Annotated in this window: 12 protein-coding genes and 1 pseudogene; 10 read left to right on the top strand and 3 right to left on the bottom strand. The window is 58.5% G+C overall.

What is annotated here, in order from left to right; translation table 11 throughout:
- Positions 1 to 209: 209 nt before the first annotated feature.
- Entirely contained in the window at positions 210 to 1,640 is a 1,431-nt protein-coding gene (locus NKJ06_RS03525) for an ATP-binding protein (protein WP_352809113.1), read from the bottom strand.
- 474 nt (positions 1,641 to 2,114) lie between these two features.
- On the opposite strand from NKJ06_RS03525, the gene NKJ06_RS03520 reads away from it, so the two are divergent.
- From NKJ06_RS03520 to NKJ06_RS03510, 3 genes are all read left to right on the top strand, one after another.
- Entirely contained in the window at positions 2,115 to 2,399 is a 285-nt protein-coding gene (locus NKJ06_RS03520; RefSeq protein WP_352552596.1) for a hypothetical protein, read from the top strand.
- 359 nt (positions 2,400 to 2,758) lie between these two features.
- On the top strand, positions 2,759 to 3,550 hold the full coding sequence (locus NKJ06_RS03515) for a hypothetical protein (protein ID WP_352809112.1): 792 nt from the start codon (positions 2,759 to 2,761) through the stop codon (positions 3,548 to 3,550).
- A gap of 424 nt (positions 3,551 to 3,974) precedes the next feature.
- Positions 3,975 to 4,391, top strand: a complete 417-nt coding sequence (locus NKJ06_RS03510; protein WP_352809111.1) for a hypothetical protein — start codon at positions 3,975 to 3,977, stop codon at positions 4,389 to 4,391.
- A 345-nt stretch (positions 4,392 to 4,736) separates the two neighbouring features.
- On the opposite strand, the pseudogene NKJ06_RS03505 reads toward NKJ06_RS03510, so the two are convergent.
- Positions 4,737 to 4,991 (bottom strand): annotated as a pseudogene (locus NKJ06_RS03505) (ATP-binding cassette domain-containing protein); the annotation flags it as partial.
- A gap of 238 nt (positions 4,992 to 5,229) precedes the next feature.
- Here NKJ06_RS03505 and NKJ06_RS03500 point away from each other — a divergent pair.
- Positions 5,230 to 5,814: a hypothetical protein gene (locus NKJ06_RS03500; RefSeq protein ID WP_352809110.1), complete on the top strand. Its 585-nt coding sequence runs from the start codon at positions 5,230 to 5,232 to the stop codon at positions 5,812 to 5,814.
- Positions 5,815 to 5,824: 10 nt separating this feature from the next.
- On the opposite strand, the gene NKJ06_RS03495 is transcribed toward NKJ06_RS03500, so the two are convergent.
- Complete coding sequence (locus tag NKJ06_RS03495) at positions 5,825 to 6,217, bottom strand: hypothetical protein (RefSeq protein ID WP_352809109.1); 393 nt, start codon at positions 6,215 to 6,217, stop codon at positions 5,825 to 5,827.
- Between the two features lie 624 nt (positions 6,218 to 6,841).
- Between NKJ06_RS03495 and NKJ06_RS03490 the strand changes: the two genes are divergently transcribed.
- The 6 genes from NKJ06_RS03490 to NKJ06_RS03465 all read left to right on the top strand — a co-directional run bounded on the left by NKJ06_RS03490 (position 6,842) and on the right by NKJ06_RS03465 (position 15,990).
- Positions 6,842 to 7,321, top strand: coding sequence for a hypothetical protein (locus NKJ06_RS03490; protein ID WP_352809108.1), 480 nt, complete (start codon positions 6,842 to 6,844; stop codon positions 7,319 to 7,321).
- A gap of 1,587 nt (positions 7,322 to 8,908) precedes the next feature.
- A complete protein-coding gene (locus NKJ06_RS03485) occupies positions 8,909 to 9,529 on the top strand; it encodes a PDDEXK family nuclease (protein ID WP_352809107.1) in 621 nt (206 codons plus the stop codon).
- Between the two features lie 66 nt (positions 9,530 to 9,595).
- Entirely contained in the window at positions 9,596 to 11,842 is a 2,247-nt protein-coding gene (locus NKJ06_RS03480) for a TnsB C-terminal domain-containing protein (RefSeq protein ID WP_352809164.1), read from the top strand.
- Positions 11,839 to 12,921: an ATP-binding protein gene (locus tag NKJ06_RS03475; protein ID WP_352809106.1), complete on the top strand. Its 1,083-nt coding sequence runs from the start codon at positions 11,839 to 11,841 to the stop codon at positions 12,919 to 12,921. The genes NKJ06_RS03480 and NKJ06_RS03475 overlap by 4 nt, the downstream gene beginning before the upstream one ends.
- A complete protein-coding gene (locus NKJ06_RS03470) occupies positions 12,918 to 14,939 on the top strand; it encodes a TniQ family protein (protein WP_352809105.1) in 2,022 nt (673 codons plus the stop codon). Before NKJ06_RS03475 ends, NKJ06_RS03470 begins: the two co-directional genes overlap by 4 nt.
- A 205-nt stretch (positions 14,940 to 15,144) precedes the next feature.
- Entirely contained in the window at positions 15,145 to 15,990 is an 846-nt protein-coding gene (locus tag NKJ06_RS03465; RefSeq protein WP_352511227.1) for a hypothetical protein, read from the top strand.
- The last annotated feature ends 231 nt before the right edge of the window (positions 15,991 to 16,221 follow it).

Raw genomic sequence — 16,221 nt, 5'->3', positions numbered from 1 at the left:
ACTGTTCCAAACACGCTTCTTCCTCCTGGCAACTGTTCTGGAACCCTGTCTGGCTAGCCAGCAACTGGGAAGTGTCGCTTACGCTTCCGGTTCCCACCGAGGGCGGAGCGAGCGACCCTCGGCGGCAAAAGAGCAGCATTAGTCAGCAAATGCCACCAAACTCAGATGCTGATTTGTCAAAGAGCAAACTCGCTTTCCCTGTCTAAATTCTAAATCGAATTGGGCGCAGTCTTTGGGAGCGGATGCCTGGCCAAGTCATCCAGTCGCAGCAGGTGTATCGAACCGTCGGACTTTGCTAGTTCTTCGACTTCTGCACGGAAGCCGTTGCGGCTGAATAACAGATAGTGCTTGCCTTTTTTCCCTGCGCCATAGGTCGTCTGCTCCGAACGATTTCGCAGGGTTTCGAGCATCGCAAGATCCATCGCCACCGAGCGCCACTTGCATTCGCCGTAAAAGAAGGAGCCGTTCAGGGTCCGACCCGCGACGTCGATGTCAAAGTCCGCATGGCCCCAGACGCTTCCGACCTCCATCGCGGGAGAACCGAGAGATTCCTGAGCGTTCGCGCGGGCATGATCCACGCACATGCGTTCGAACGCTCCGCCCATGAATTCAGGCAGCCTGGACTCGATCACGTCTTGGTATAGCCGTTCGCCAAAGCCGCTGTTGATCGCAGACAGGTTCGGACGGACGAAGTGATGCCAGAAGGCCATCAGGGGGTCATTCAGCGTGTAGCGGCGATTCCTCGCCTTCTCGCTTGCGTCCAAGGACTTGTTGACGTTTACGAGGTCGAGCCTCGAAAGCTTCTGGATGTAGGGAGGCAGGCTTCCTGCATCCACCCGAAGCCTTCCTGCGATCTCGCTTGATGTCGTACAGCCGTCCGCGATCGCGGCCGCGATGCTTGAATACATGCCGGGGTCCCGCAGCTCGTTTTTGAGCAACGTCATAGGTTCGTCCAGCAGTGCGCCTGTTTCCGTCAGGAGCAGGTCCACCACATTTTGCCTAAGGCTCTTCTCCGGGTCGCAGAGCTGCAGGTAGTGGGGGATTCCCCCGAAAATGCCATAAGCCTCGATGGCCTGGCGCGAATCGTAGTCTGGAAAAAACAAGGCGGCGTCCCGCAACGGAAGCTGTTTCACCTCAAGCGTCATCGTCTTGCGGCCATAAAGCGGGTTCCGTTCTGCCAGCAATTCCTCCATCTGCGCGATCGCCGAACCGCAGATGACCAGCTTGAGGTTCCCTTTCCGGGCGGCGCCGCCATCCCAGAATTTCTGGAGGATCGAAGGCAGTGCCTGCTCTTGGTCGACGATATATGGAAACTCGTCGATAATCACGGCAAGCCCTCTGCGGCCGCTGCCGGCGGCGCCCGCCACATAGTGGAGCACCCCCTCCCAAGACTCGATAGCTTGGAGCAGCGGATCGCTTCCAAGGACACGTGCCGTTTCGCCTTTGAAAGCTTCGAGGTTCAAGGTCGACGAGACGCGCGTCGCTTGGAAATAGATTTCGTTTGTCCCGTCTACTGCTTCCCGCAGCAGCCGTGACTTCCCGATCCGCCGCCTGCCATAGGCCACAATCAACGATGGCCGAGGAAGGGCAAGTTCCTTGCGGATAAGTTCAAGTTCGCGTTCCCTGCCGACAAACCTCATCATCCGCCCCCTAGCATAATCACGATTAGCATAATTACGTTTAGTATAATCACGATTATGCTAATTTCAAGCGCGCCATTGATCCCGGTCTTCCGCCCGGCATAACAGTCGCCTCCTCAGCGAGTTTCAGTACGCGAAGAGGTATGTGCCCTCCTATGATCAGAGCGTGCCAGCCCCGGCCCCGTGCCGACTTTTTCCTGAATTGCATCGGGTGATATTAAGTGGGCCGGGAGGGGTTTAACGGTTGGTGGCTTTTGCTACCTAACGCTGCAAAAGAGGCGCTCGGAATTCAATCGGACGTGGGTTCCGGACGGCACCAGGGGTTCTTGGGCAGAAGAGCGGCCTCGGCCTCTCAGACGGGAAGACTGTCTCGTTCGGTGTTGCTTGGGATCGACGTTTCGGGGGATTTGATCTCCGGCGGTAGGACAGGCAATTATAGCATCCGGCAGGGCGTACAGCAGGAGCGAACGAACCATGATCTTGTATACCTATTCACTAGACGTTGAGCCGAACGAAGGCCGCTGGAAAGACCCTGGAACCCCGGGCTTCTTTTTTGCGGAACTGGACGAGGTGCGGCAGGCCGTCATCGAACTCCGCCGCGAAGTCACCTCGAATGAGGACGACGAACCTTCATGGAGTCCGGTTCGCATCGAGCGGATTGAAATCCTCGCTCCGACAGCGCAGAGCGTCCTGACCCTACTCAACGATGGGATTGGACCGCTGATCCAGCGCTATGAGATCGTGGAGACCATTGCGTGAAAGTGATGGTCAAAGGATCGCTCGGCTAGGGGTTCGCGGCGGGCGCCCCATGCATCCATCTGCGGAACGACTACGCCCTGGTCGATCTCTGCTTGGCATACGCCCTGACTTGCGCTCACGCGACGAGAGGCAGAATGCCACCTGGACGAGAAGCTGCTGCGCGACCTGAGTCGGCAAGCGGGTTTCCCTAAGCTCAGCGAGGCGGATCGACTAGCGGTGACCCCTTGGATTCACCAGGCGGACCCCGCGCAGATGGCGCTCCAGCCAAGATGCGACCGTATCGGCATTTCGATCCGGCCTCATGTTGACGCAATTGCTCCGACATGAGATTCCGGTAATAACGTAAATATGAGGGAAAAGTGACGGGCACGCGCACGATCGACTTCGAAGGAAAGACCTACGTCATCAATGGAAAAGGACAGGTCAAGCACGATGGAGGCAGGCACAACGTCTACGAAATCCACTGCGGAGCGGAGCGTTTCGAAAACATTATAATGCCGACCGGCAGGGCGATCGTTGAACACCTGCGAAGAATTGGAGGTCCGAAGCCCCTCGGCGAAAGGCCCCCTTCAATACAGTCGACGTCGCTGTCGCCAGCGGAACCGAACGAAGCGATGCTTCGCGAGATCACAGCGCCGATCCTCGCTTATTATCCGGCCGATAAACGGAGCGATCCATTTCTCAGCCGACACTTCGCGAACACGCTTACAGGCGTCGCATCACTCATGAGCGGAGGATTCTCAGGAACAGCAACAGAAGCCATTCTCGAAGCCCATCGCATCGCAAAAATCACGCCGGGGCAATACGACACAACGGGAGCCTGGAAACACGAAGCCATCGAGCGCATCGTCATGAAGCTCATTGACGTCCAATTTCCCGCACAATCTCCGAAACGGCGTGGTCGGCTGCCGAAGACCGGCGTAGCGATGTCGAATGCCGAACGGCAGGATGCCCTTCAAAAGCGTCGCAGACAGGCTGTAGAAAAGGTCAAAGGCATCAGGACCGCGATCGAAGAAATCGAAAAGGCGACACGATGGCTGGGCCAAATCGCAAGTAGTCAAGACGAACCGAGCAGGCGCGACGTCAGTCTGATTCATCACAGACTGAACTCAGCCTGTGATGCTCTCAAAAAACAAGCATCAGCGGACTAGGACACGGTTTGCTTTAATGATGACGCGGCCGCCATCTTGTTCCGTGATCTTCATCGTCGGACCGGACGCCCGGAAATCTGCGATTACGCAACCCGGGAAAACGCTATCAGCGCGAGCGCAAAATCCCTGTTTGTGCTCGGTCGCAAATGCGGATCACCCTGTCGATTGCGGTCATGTCGTCCCGTGGCTGCCCTGATGCGGGCCTCCCCGCTCCAGACATCGGGGCCTACCATTGCTGGGAGTTCAGGCATGGCGGTTTTTGCTGCCGAATGCCGCTCCAAAGGTATGTCGAGGGTTGAGCGATCGGTTGCCAGGTGGATTCCGGAATGTGGTGCCGGAGACGATTCCGGTGACATTCACTGTCAATATTCAATGCCTCATGTTAGGGGCGCGCTCGATGCCGTTTCAGTTCATGACGGGGTAGATGCCGAATACTCTCATTCAACATCCTTCAAACGGCACGTATTATTTCGGGAGGGTCGAAGAAAAGAACGTCAGGGGAGTGGCAATTCCAGGCGCACCCATCGTCCTAAAACTCGGGCGCCACCGTCACATCTGGGCGCGACACAAAGCGGAGGTCCTCGCGTGCGGATACGTTGAGGAAGGCGACGTTCCGAACGTCGCCGCTATCGTCTGCCCCGGCTCGCCAGTGTATTGCGAGTTCGGCCACATCCGGGACGTGCGGGTGACAGTCGTCCGCACAAAAATCGGGATTGCCGTCCTCGAGCACAAGATTCGCGGCGATGATATCCATTATTCGGTGGTAACGGCTTTCGCGCAACGAAACCCACACGGGACCCGGATAGGTTCTATTCTTGCGCACGTGCCGCTGACTGATTAGAGAAGGCCGCAGAAAGCGAAACGCCCAGGGAACCTGCATAGGCTCCACGGGCGTTCGTTAAAATTTCGACAGTAGAAGCGCTTCCTTAGCTCAAGGGGTTGGAAGCCACCCGAAGTGTCCTGTCACAAGCTTCCTGCACAACTTGGTCGTCCTAGCGAGCGGGCGCTGAAACAGGGGCCGATGCTCGTTATGCTCTTTACGACAACCGAAACCATAGCGATCTCGGTAGAAAAGTCAATCGCCGGCGCGACCTTTCCGCGACCTTTCATCGTCCTCAAGCATCCGGCGCACGATCCAAGATCACCAAGGCCGCATCATCCCGAGATGCTCGAAACCTTGCCGACCGCGCGCCAGTTCCTCCTGCATGGAAATCTTGGTCATGGCGTCGAGGGCGCCGAGCGGTTCGTCAAGCAGCAGGATCTCGGGCTGCACGGTCAAAGCGCGGGCAATGCCGACACGCTGCGCCATGCCGCCGTAAAGCTGCCTCGGGTAAGCCCCGGTGAATTCGCTGAGGCCTACCAGCGCGATGTAAAAGCGCGCCCGCTCCTCGGCTTCCGCCTTCCCCAGGCCGCGCACTTCGAGACCGAAGGCTGGGACTCCGGTCTGTCTAGGCGATCCACTCGAACCGCTGCTTCAACCTGTTCAGCGCCGTGTTGTAGGGGACCACGCGCTCGTATTGAAGGCGCCCGACTCCCCGGCGCCTCCGCACGTTGCATGGGACGCGTTCTCGGCGTGATGAGGCCCCTGCATCCGCCGAATATCCGAACGCAATTCACGGGCCGTCAAGTTATGTTGAGATATCGGAGGATAGATGGGAATCTGCTGAGGTCGAGTTTGGATGGACACTAAGGAATTCAGAGGCTTCGGAAAGCGTGCTGACAATGTCGGCAAGGCAAGACAGATCAGGGCCATTGTCGCTCCACCCCCAAGGCGAACTCCAGCGGACTACGGGTTCTACGCGGTGCTTGGTCTGCTGGTCTTTGCCACCATCGGATTCGTCGGCCTTATGCTGAAACGTCCAACCATGGCAGCTGAGAAGACGGCTGCCGTCAGAGCCGTCGTGGAACTGCCATATGACGGCGGTTTGGTTACAGAGCCGACTCGCGTCGATCGGGCGGCGGAGCCTGATGTGAGGTATATGGTTCAGAAAGTGGCTTATGAAGGTGCTGGCGTCGTCAACGTGGTCAGCTCACGCAGCAGCGCCAACACTGGCATCTGGTTCACGCAGGCCAAGTACGACTGCAACAAAGGAACGCTTTTCGACCTTGCTGGTGGCGAGAGTCAGGCCGCTATGTCGACCAAAGGCGCGGACTACAAGTGGAGCTATCTGGTGGACGGCTCCTCGGCAACGATGGTAGCGCGGTTCGCTTGTTCCAAGGCGGGGTTGAAGCTGTACGTCGCGGGTAGAGTGATCGGTTGGTGATGGTCCCGGCTCAGACCCCGAGATCGTGGACGCGGTTCGTAATCACATGCAGCTGGTCCTTTGCTTCCTGCATTTCGCCTATGGTGAAGCGCCGCCGACTTCCGTCATGCATCACGCAGACTACCGCAGCTTCCTCGCCGCGCCATGGATTTGCCGAGGCCGACGACAAGCCGTGCGCTAAACAGTTTCGAAGGGTGGCCACTTCCTCGATATCGGCGAATAGCTGCGCCAGCCTCGGGTCACCGCGGTCGGCTTCCGCATGACGCCATCGGGCAAGCACTGGGGTTTTCGTTGGGACCTTGCCCTCGGCCGTATGGATCGCAGCAAGGCGCTTGCGTATCGCCGTTTCAAGAAAGCCCCAAAGCAATAGAAGTTCGCCGACCGTCGCCATCAGGTCGCGCATGGTTGGGCCAGGTGGCGGGGTGTCAGTCATTCGGCTAGATTTGCATGGGAATGGTGGAGTTGGAAGGTTGAGGGCAGAGCGCAGCCAAATCCAGCGCAGAGTTCAAATACAACTACGCGCAATAGGCGGCCTTAAGCCCCCTAGGCCCATACTGCCGGTTGGTTCCATAGGGGTCTGCTTCTAGAGGCGGCATGACCACCGCTTCTCGTTGAGGTATTTCGACTGGTACGCCCGCCGATCTCGCGTGGCACGAGACCATCGAATGAAGAGCACCTGTGAATTGCGTTCGGATATTCGGCGGATGCAGGGGCTCACCATGCCGGGGACGCGTCCCATGCAACGGTGACGTGCATGAAGGCCGCCAGCACCCCCGCATGGCGGACCGGCCCGGTCTTTCTGCAGGCTATCAAGGATCGAAGCCAGGCGGTTGTCGATGGTCGTGGCGCGTGGGTCGTGCTCACTGCATATCGATGAGGTCGATAACATCGATAGCAGGAAGAGGTCGTGGTTCTCACCACCGAGTGCTGCAGGCTCTTTTGCTCCGAAAATAACCGCGGGCTTGACGTCCGGCGGGCTCACAAGTCTGCGCCGGCCGGCTACAATTCGAGGACAGAGCAGGAGCGAATGAACATGTCGACGGCAATGGTGGAGTACACCGACAGAACGCCTTCCTCAGGCGAGGAGAATAGGCTTGAATTGCTTCGGGAAATGGTCAGGGACTATGCCGCCAATGAGATGGTCGATATCAAAGCGCCGCAATTCCTGTGGCCGATACTGTCCCCATTGGAAATCGGGCTGACTTCCGAACTCGGATGGGAACTCGGGCCAACACCCGACCATCAGAAATATGGCTGGGATGGCTCCTATGGCTGGGTCATCGAAGCCGTGAAGGAGATCTATCCTGTATGGAACAGTGTCGAAGAAGAATTCGGCTGGGGCGCGATGCTGAACATCGAAAAACCCAACATTACGGAGGCGATCGCTCGTCCTGCAGGAGCAGAATTCATCGGCCTTGAAAGGATCGAGAATGCCCGCAAGCTCAGGAGCGCAAAGGGGACGAATTGGTACCGGAAAGTTTTGGATTTCCAGTTCGCGGATCGATGAATTCTATCAATTCGCTGAGACTGCTGGTCCTGAACACTCCTTCGTCGGATGCAGTGTCGATTGACATGCAAACCTTGGTGCCGTTCTCGTCGATATGAACCTTACGACCCTCTAACATGCGCGCATATCTGTCATGCTCCTCCCGGAAATGCAGTATAAGCAGGTTCCGGAGCACAGCGTTCCGAATGGCGGCTAGAACTTTTCCAAGCCCTTCGGGGGCGAAGCCGCTCTCCTCGCTGCTGTCGTCAAGCTTGACGTGGAAGAACAACTTTCCTTGCCGAGCTTCAATTAGAATGTTCAATTCACGCTTCCTATGACATAAAGTGGCCTACCGAGAAACAGTAAACATTTCGCGACGAAATCCGAATTTTCGCTGGGAAAGCTTACTTGTGATGTCGCATACGCCCTGCCTTAGGCCTTCGGCAATCCGAAAAATCCCCGTCAACTATCCCAGTTAGTTCGCCAGCGAACCAGTCTCCACTTTGACTGCAAGTCGGTATCATTTGCCATTTGCCCCACCTCTCGCGGCACCCTGACCAAGAAGACAAGGATTTCGATATCGCGATCGAAGAAGTTCGGATCCTATCGAATTTGATGAGTTTTCCTAACCATATCTCAATCCTTTGCCGTCAAAACGCCGCTCCCGGCACCAAGCCTGCCGGAAAAAAGGAACCGAATTCCATGATGAAATTCATATCGATAGTTGGGCAGGACGGCCGTAAAGCCAGAACTTAAGCCATCGGTATGATTCATGCCGATGGCAGACATCGGCTTCGGTTCGCCCTTCCCCAGCTAGCCTGTTTATCTAGCCAGGAAGGATCGTAGTCATGAGCAAACAGCTCGCCTCTAAACATTTTTCTCCCAACGGACAGATGATCTGCCGCTGGCTGAGCAGGCGGCACCCGCTGCCGTATCGCGATGTTTGCTCAACGCGTTGGCCGCCCCGGCGGACGGTCGCCAGGTCCGCCGGATCCTCTGACCCACCGGCGTAACCTTCTCCAAGATTTTCTTTTGACACGCTCCGCTTTGACGCCGTATTCGCCGCTCCGGTTGCGGACCCTTAATGGACACGCGCTTAAGCGACCATTCGAGAGGACAATTTCATGTTCGCGAAGAACATATCGATAGCACTGCGGGAAGTCCGCAAAGCACAGAACTGAAGCCCCCGGTATGTTCCGCCGGGTTTCAAGCCCGGCTTTTCGGCCCTCCCCTTGATCGATGGATGACGTGGCGGTTTCCCGTGACGGCTTGCGTGAACGTTTCCATGACCGGAAGGTCGGGTCTGGTTCCGCCTGCTGTCGGAATCCTTCCCGTCGCCTGCGGTCGGCTCATCAATGCGTACGTCGCCTGTTGGCGGGGCGCTCCGATTGTCGCAAGGGAAACGAAAATGCGCTGCCATAACCTCCTGCTCGCCGAAGCCTTGAAGACATCCTTCCACGGATTCAGCTTCCGTTCCGACGCGCTCGCCAACCATCAGGTGGCCGAGGTCCGCAGCTCGTCCGGGGGCTGGTCTATACCGATGCCGCTCCGCGTGACTGGGGCCGGGATGCCCCTGCGGTAGACGTCGAGGACAGCGTAGCCAACCGTGTGCCGCGGCCAAGGAAGCGCGGCTCCAAGGTAGGCGCCGTAGTCGATCCGTTCCGTCGCAGGACCATTCGGTTCGACAGTGGCCTGGAAGAGGTCGCACTTGTTGTCCTCATCACCCTCCCCGAAACCCAGGAGATTTGCGAACAGCAGAAGGCGGAATACATCCAGCACGGCGAGAAGCGAAAACATTACTTCGATATCTTCCAGCGACAGGCATCCCGCAGGATTGCCTACGCGGTCAAGTACGAGGAGGACGTGGATGACGACCTCCGAGAAACGCTCCGGCTTGTCTCTGAACAACAGGGTGATCGGTTCGCCGACGAGTTCCGGATCCTGACCGAGAAAGACCTGACACTGACGCAGATCGAGAACGCCAGGGAAATCCTGGCGTATGCGTCCGACTTCGACTTCGAAGGCCAGGCGCTCGTGACCGCTGCGCTGCAAGGGCTTCCCGCGCGGGTCCTGCTCGCCGACGTCGTCCGCGTGACAGGCTTGGGTGAACGCGGGCGACGCGCCGCTGTGGCCTTGGTCCAGAAAGGACTCCTGAAGGTTCCGGCGAACGTCCGGCTGGCCGACAACGCGCTCCTCGTCAATCTCGCGGCACGCGAAGTGCTCCGTTAATTCAATCCTTACGGGAACCCAATAAAGGCGAAGGAAAACAAGATAATGGGGGCGTGCGTGAAACTGATGAACCCGGCGGTGTTGGCGGGAGGCTACGAAAGACCTCACCTATTTGGCCGCCACGACAGGCTCGTCATCGACAGTCAGTCCTTCAGGGTCGAGCGCAAGGTCAAGGACTCGCACGTACTGCAGCCCGTGACCGGCGACCTGATCGCCGAGGACTTCTTCGTCGTAAAGACGGACAAAGAGATCAACGGCCTGATCCGTTCGAAGCGCATTCGCATCGACGAAGGCTATTATTCTAAGGCCCTCGGCATCCTGCGGGTACGGTTCGACGACTCCGACCTCAGCGATCTTTCGGAAGCGGATCTCAGGACCGTCGCCTGGAAGAAGGAGTGGTGCGTTCGTTTCTTGGACGCCGCGGCAAACGTCGAAGGGCATTGGCGACCTCGCCGCACGATCGATGATTGCGCGCGTTTCATTGAGGAGAACGCGGACCGCATGGATCGCTGGTACCTCGACACATTCGGAGAGCGACGGCGGCCCGGCCGGCGACTCCCAGGCGAAGTGCGGAAGGCATTCGATTACCCAAGCCCTCCCTCCCTAAAGAAATGGATGGCAAAGTTCATTGCGGGGCACTGCCGCATGGACAGCTTCCGTCCGCGCTACTCGAACTGCGGAAACCGGGATCAACTCGACCCCCGCGCCGCCGCGGTGATTGCCGTTGAAGTCCAAAAGTTTGCCAGCATCCTGAAGCCCAAGCTGGCGGACATCTGCCAGAACGTTGAGCTGGCCTTCCACGAAATCAACAAAAGGCTTCCGCCGCAACAGCATGTCTACGCCAGCGACAACGCCATTCGCCGCAGGATTCATGCGCTCGACCCCTTTATGGTCGACGCCGGCCGTGAGGACAGCGACTACGCTCTTCGGAAATACACACCGGTCGGTAGGGGGCTTTCGGTCACCACCGCGTTGGGCCGGGTCGAGATGGACGACTGGGAAGTTGACCTCCACACACTCATCGAGCGCTCCGCGATCTGGAAGGCCTTGACGCCCGCGCAACGAAACCTTGTTCCTCGCATCCGAATGGCATTTACGGCGGGCATCTGCTGCGCGTCCCGCGCCATCGTCGGGTTCAACCTTTCCATCAACAGTCCCTCAACTGCCACGACGAAGCCGGCGCTCAGGTCGGTAATGGTCGACAAGACCGAATTGGCGGCTGCGGCGGGCGCAAAGGCCTCTTGGCATATGCATGGCCGCCCCACCTATGTGGCGACTGACGGAGGACCGGCGTACGGCAGCGAATTCGATGACGCAGCGATGCGCGCTAACGTCAGTCGTGTGATCCCAGAGCAAGACCCCCGCATGCGCGGCACGGTCGAAGCCTTTTTCCGCTACATGAAGCGCCTTTGCCGCTACTTCGCCGGACGAGCGTTCGCGAACGTTGTCGAACGGGGAGACTATCCGGCGGAACAGCTCGCGGCGCTGACGGTCGGAGAATTCTACAAGACCCTCATCGTGTTCATCGTCGACTATTACCATCTCCGCCCCCACCGTGGCCTCGAGGGCCGGACGCCGTACGGCAAGTGGATGGAGCTTGAAAAGGCTGGCCTGCCGCCTGCCCCATCCAAGCAGCAACTGGCCGTTGCCTTCGGGCTGCGGCGCAAGGATCGCAGCATCAGCAAGCACGGCGTCGAGTTTCTGGGGATTTCATACAACTCGCTGGAACTCGCTCGTCTCTATGCTCTCTTGGGCCAGAAGAAGGTCGACGTCATCATCGAACCCGAGGACCTCGGCTACGTATTCGTCCGGATTCCCAAGCAGTTCAGAGGGCGGATCAGAGAAGTCCCCGAAGACCAGCACTTCCTCACGGTTCCCAGCGTGGATGGCACGGGCAACGGGAAGACGCTCGCTGAAACGCTCCTAGCGAAGCAGGCGGTGCGCGAGTTCGTTAAAGGCGAGCAGGCAGCAGGGCGAACGATCCGCATCGATGCCCATCGGCACTTCCTTGATCTGGCCGAAAACGTCCGCAGGAGGGCCGCCATCGCGACCCACGAAATCACGGAAAAGACGCTGGATCTGATCGAAGCTCGGATCGCGTTCTCCGGCAGGGCAGGACTTGGGTCTGTTGAACATGCGGCCGAGGAACCCGAGGGCGACGGTTTGGGTACAATCGTCGCGCTCTCGACACGACGCCGTGTCGATGCCGGGCAGAAGGCCCTCCCGTCTCCGGAATCGCCCCACGAAGAAAGCTCACCAAAGCCGAAGCCGTTCGGCGGAAGCATGAACCTTTACGACGGAGACGACGAATGAGGCGTCAACTTGCCGATCAGGGGCTCCGTGCAGATCACGAGCGTGCCGACGGTACGCTCCCGACGGACTGGGACGATGCCATGTCCGACGACGACTTTCTCGATACGATCGAGGGCCGCCTGAGCGAGAAGGACAAACGCGTCAAGGAGATGCTGGAACGCGCGAAGAGCGTTTACGTGCGCTGCGGACGGGACGACGTCGCCAAAAAGACTCTCTCCCGCTTTGTCGCGATGATGCTGGCGAAGAAAAACAATCGGAGAGACGACGGCCGCATCCTGTTCGTCACCGGCGAAAGCGGCGCGGGAAAAACCACCTTGGCGGAGCGCATGCTTGAGGAAAACCTCACGCTGGCCCCGATCAAGAAGTCGTATGGCACCATCGAACCCGTGATTTCCCTTACGCTGATGGGACCTTCGACCCTCAAGTTCCTAGGGCTGAATATCCTGCGGAAGGCAGGTTACAAGATCACCCGCAAGTACGAGCAAGGCGAGGTATGGGACATCCTCCCCGAGCAGCTCCATCTGCGGAAGGTTCTCGTCATTCATATCGACGAAACGCAGCACCTGCTGAAACTGACCGAATCCGACAAGGAGCGGGACTCCGTCAGGAAGGCGCTCAAGGGCGTCATGAACTACACGCCCTGGCCTGTCAGCTTCATCATGTCTGGAATGCCGAGCATCACCTCTCTGGCCAAGCTCGATGAGCAGATCGAGCGGCGCGCACGACACCTGCACCTTCCGGATGTCGTTCTTCCGGAGGAGCGCATCCTCATCCTCAATGTCGTGGCCGCTATGTGCGAAGCGGCCGGCGTGAACCCCAGCAACGTGCTGGAAAGCGACCTCCCGGACCGTATCGCGCATGCGGCCAGGTATCGGTACGGACGCATCGCTCAGGTGATCCTTGCCGCAATTGAGCAAGCGGCGTCGCAAAACGCTGCCATTCTGACACGAGACCATTTCGCCCTCGCCTACATCGAACATTCACAAGCCCGTGGGCACGACGAAATGAATCCCTTCCTCGTAGACGACTGGATTCGATTGGAGCCCGGTCTGTTCATGATCGAGGACCACTGGCCATGAGGACGAACGGGCGGATTCTCGAACCGCTTGCGTTTGCCTATCCGCTCGAGGACCAGGAACCGGCGGCGGGCTTCGCGTCCCGCCTGGCGGCCCTGAACGGCCGCTCGCTGAAGGATCTCCTCCGCGACATGAGCATCCATCAGCGGAGCCTCGACAAGGGTGTCCCGTCGGCAGTGCGAGACATCGCCACGCTTGGACGGGCAGACCCGGATACCCTGCTGAGGTTTACGCCCATTCCCAAGGGCGGCAGATTCTACGAGGTAGCAGACGAGACAGTCGTCCGGCTTGCGGTCAATCGGACGTATTTCCGGTTCTGTGCCCGCTGCGCGCGGGAGGACATGGACCGCTATGATGGTCCGTCGTCCAGCAGACCGTGGCTCCGGCTTCAATGGACCTTGTCTCATTTTCGGTCCTGCGGCCGGCACAATGTTCTTCTCACTGCGACGAACCCCATCCGAACGCCTTTCGCTCCGTTCGATTTCAGCGGCACGATGCATGGGCTGATTCCGAGCCTTCACCAGATTGCTGACGCGGCGATCCCTGCGCCCGCCTCCCCTTTCCAGACATGGCTTCAGAATCGGCTCCGCGGTGTGCGGTCGCAGGAGAACTGGCTGGACGACCTCCCGCTGTACGTGGCGGCCCCGTTCTGCGAGGCTCTCGGCGTTTCCTCGCTGCACGAGCCCAAGGTCAAGGTCGCGCAGTTCACCGCCTCCGACTGGGCCGCGGCCGCCGATGAAGGATTCCGTATTGCCAGCGTCGGTGAGGAATCCCTTCGCACGTTTCTCGGAAGGCTCAACGACGCGCAGTCTTCGACGCGCGGTTTCTGGGGTCCACGGGACACCTACGGTTATGCATACGGCCTGCTCCAAAAGACGGTGGACGACCCGGCATACGCCAAACTGCGCGACGCCGTGCGCTACTTCGCTCTGGCGACCATGCCGATCGAACCCGGGACCGACGTGCTCGGAGAGCCAGCGGGCGACCGCAAGGTCCACACGGTTCGCACCGCGGCCCGGGACTCCGGCGTGCATGCCCTCACCATCCGTCGGCTATTCAAGCGGATGGGCATCGACGGCGCGGGAGAGCGATCCGGGGTCATGGACCATCGCATCCTCGCCACGTCCGGCGACGTCCATCGAGTCGTTTCCGAGCTCAAGGATGCGATCACCGCTCCGGAGGTCGAGAAGCTTCTCGGCGTTCCCCGCCTACACCTGAAGGCATTGGTCGCCGGCGGGCACCTTTCTGCATTGGCAGATACAGGCTCTCGAAGGAATGCGAAGCGACGTTTCTCAACAGAAGCAGTCGAAGAGCTTCGGACCCACCTTTTCGACGGCGCTTGCGAGATTTCAGAACCAACCGAGCGCCAGGTCGATGTTATCGGCGCGCGACGTGCGTCCTCCTGCAGCATTCCAGACCTTCTCGACATGGTCTTCACGGGGAAGCTGAGTTGGAAAGGCAGGCTAGTTGGCAGGACGGACTACATGGCACTGCTGCTGGACGCCGACGAGATGACGCGGATCGTGCGTTCTCGCGAGACGCGCACAAACTTTACCAAAGCGGAGGCCGAGGCGTTCCTTCCCGGTACGCATGAGCGTGTCGTCAACAGGTTGATCGAGGCAGGCCACCTTACCCTCGTCGAAGAATTCAGTCCCGACGCAAGGCGGATGATCCCGGTCGTTTCACGGGAGAGCGCAGAGGCATTCAGGACGCGCTTCGTTTCGCTTGGCGAGCTCTGCCAGAAGACGTTGATGCATCACAAGCAGGTCCGTGCGCTTCTCAGGCTGGCCGGAATCGCGCCGACCCTGCTCCCGGAAACGGTCGGAGCGTTCTTCTATAACAGGCAGTTGGTCGAATGCTTTGAGGCCGAAGGCGCGAATGCCTGGGCCTACGACAAGGCATCAGTTCAGAAAATGATCAGGAAGCAGAAAGCGGAAGTGCGGCGGGCCGCTCCTTCTGCAGTTGCGCCCAGAAAAACAGACCCTCCGGCCGACGCGACGTCAGGTCCGCGGGTTTCCTGATGCTCACCGCAACGCACAACCGTAAGTGACAGACAGAGACGGCAGGAATACGCAATTAAAAGGACAATGTAGGAAACAGTTCACCATGCGGCGTTGCCATTGACGGCGTTGCATACGAGTACGGTGAGGAAGCTGGCGATCTGGTTGTTGTGGAGCGAAAGAACGCCGGATATGGTCGCAATGACGAACCAACGGAGAATGATGCTTGAACGGCGTTGTAGAGGCTGAAAACAAAGGGGGGCTGGCACCCGTAGGTCCAACCCCCATGTCTGTGTCCACCGGGGATTTGACTGCTAGTGCAGAAATGGAACCCGACAGCGCATGCGAAACTTATAAGGTAGCTGATCACTTTCTGCAAGGCCCAAATTCCGTGCCTATCGCAGCCTTGGAGAAACTGAAGAAAACCATATCGCCTGCCCGTATGAAGCGCTACCTCGATTTGGCCGATGGCGACCTGCGACTAGCGGTACGCTTGCATACGTGGAATGCTGCGGTCGCTGGTTCGCTTCTGCCAACGTTGCACATCGCAGAGATCACGATTCGGAACGTCGCGATGAGAAGGCTCGCGAGCAAATATGGCAGGCAATGGTACCGTAGCACCGATCTCCTCGATTATCGGTTGGGAAAGTCGAACCTTGCCCAGCAGTTGACGGACGCCTATCAGAGCGAAATCGATAAGGGGCGCCGAGGCGACCTATCCGACTACATCACCAGCGAACTGACTTTCGGTTTCTGGGTGAACGTTTTCACGAGGAAATTCCACCCGCATCTATGGAGAGCCGAACTCCACACAATATTGGCGGGGTTCCCGAAAGAGAAGAATATCGATCACCTTCACGATGGAGTGGAGTTCGTCCGCACGTTCAGAAATAACGTAGCCCACCACAAGGACCTGATATGCAAGCCGGTGGTGGAGAACTACGAGAAAACATTGGACGTCATCGGAATGCTATGCGCCAAGACGCAAGATGCAGCAGGCAAGACTTCGGCATTTCGCCGCGTCTGGGCATGCGCCCCCATACCTCATGATCGGCTCGCAATCCAGAATTAGCTTGAGTTTTGCGCAAGCAACGAGGTTTGCACGCGCGTGGAAATTTCGCCAGCTCCTTTCTAAAACGCTGCCGTCCGATGGATCTCCAGTTTGAAACAAGGTGGCCGCTCATCTGGAGCGGATTCATGCGGATCAAGGAGTTTCGAAATCGGATCGCCCACTACGCCGAACGTTCCAGCTCGCCGATATCCAGCACGTATGCTTGACATCAGCAGTGAATCCTTGAGTGCC

This window comes from Mesorhizobium sp. M0293 (genome assembly GCF_040321735.1).
Classification (GTDB): Bacteria; Pseudomonadota; Alphaproteobacteria; order Rhizobiales; family Rhizobiaceae; genus Mesorhizobium.
This window is presented reverse-complemented; position numbering and strand designations above follow the sequence as displayed.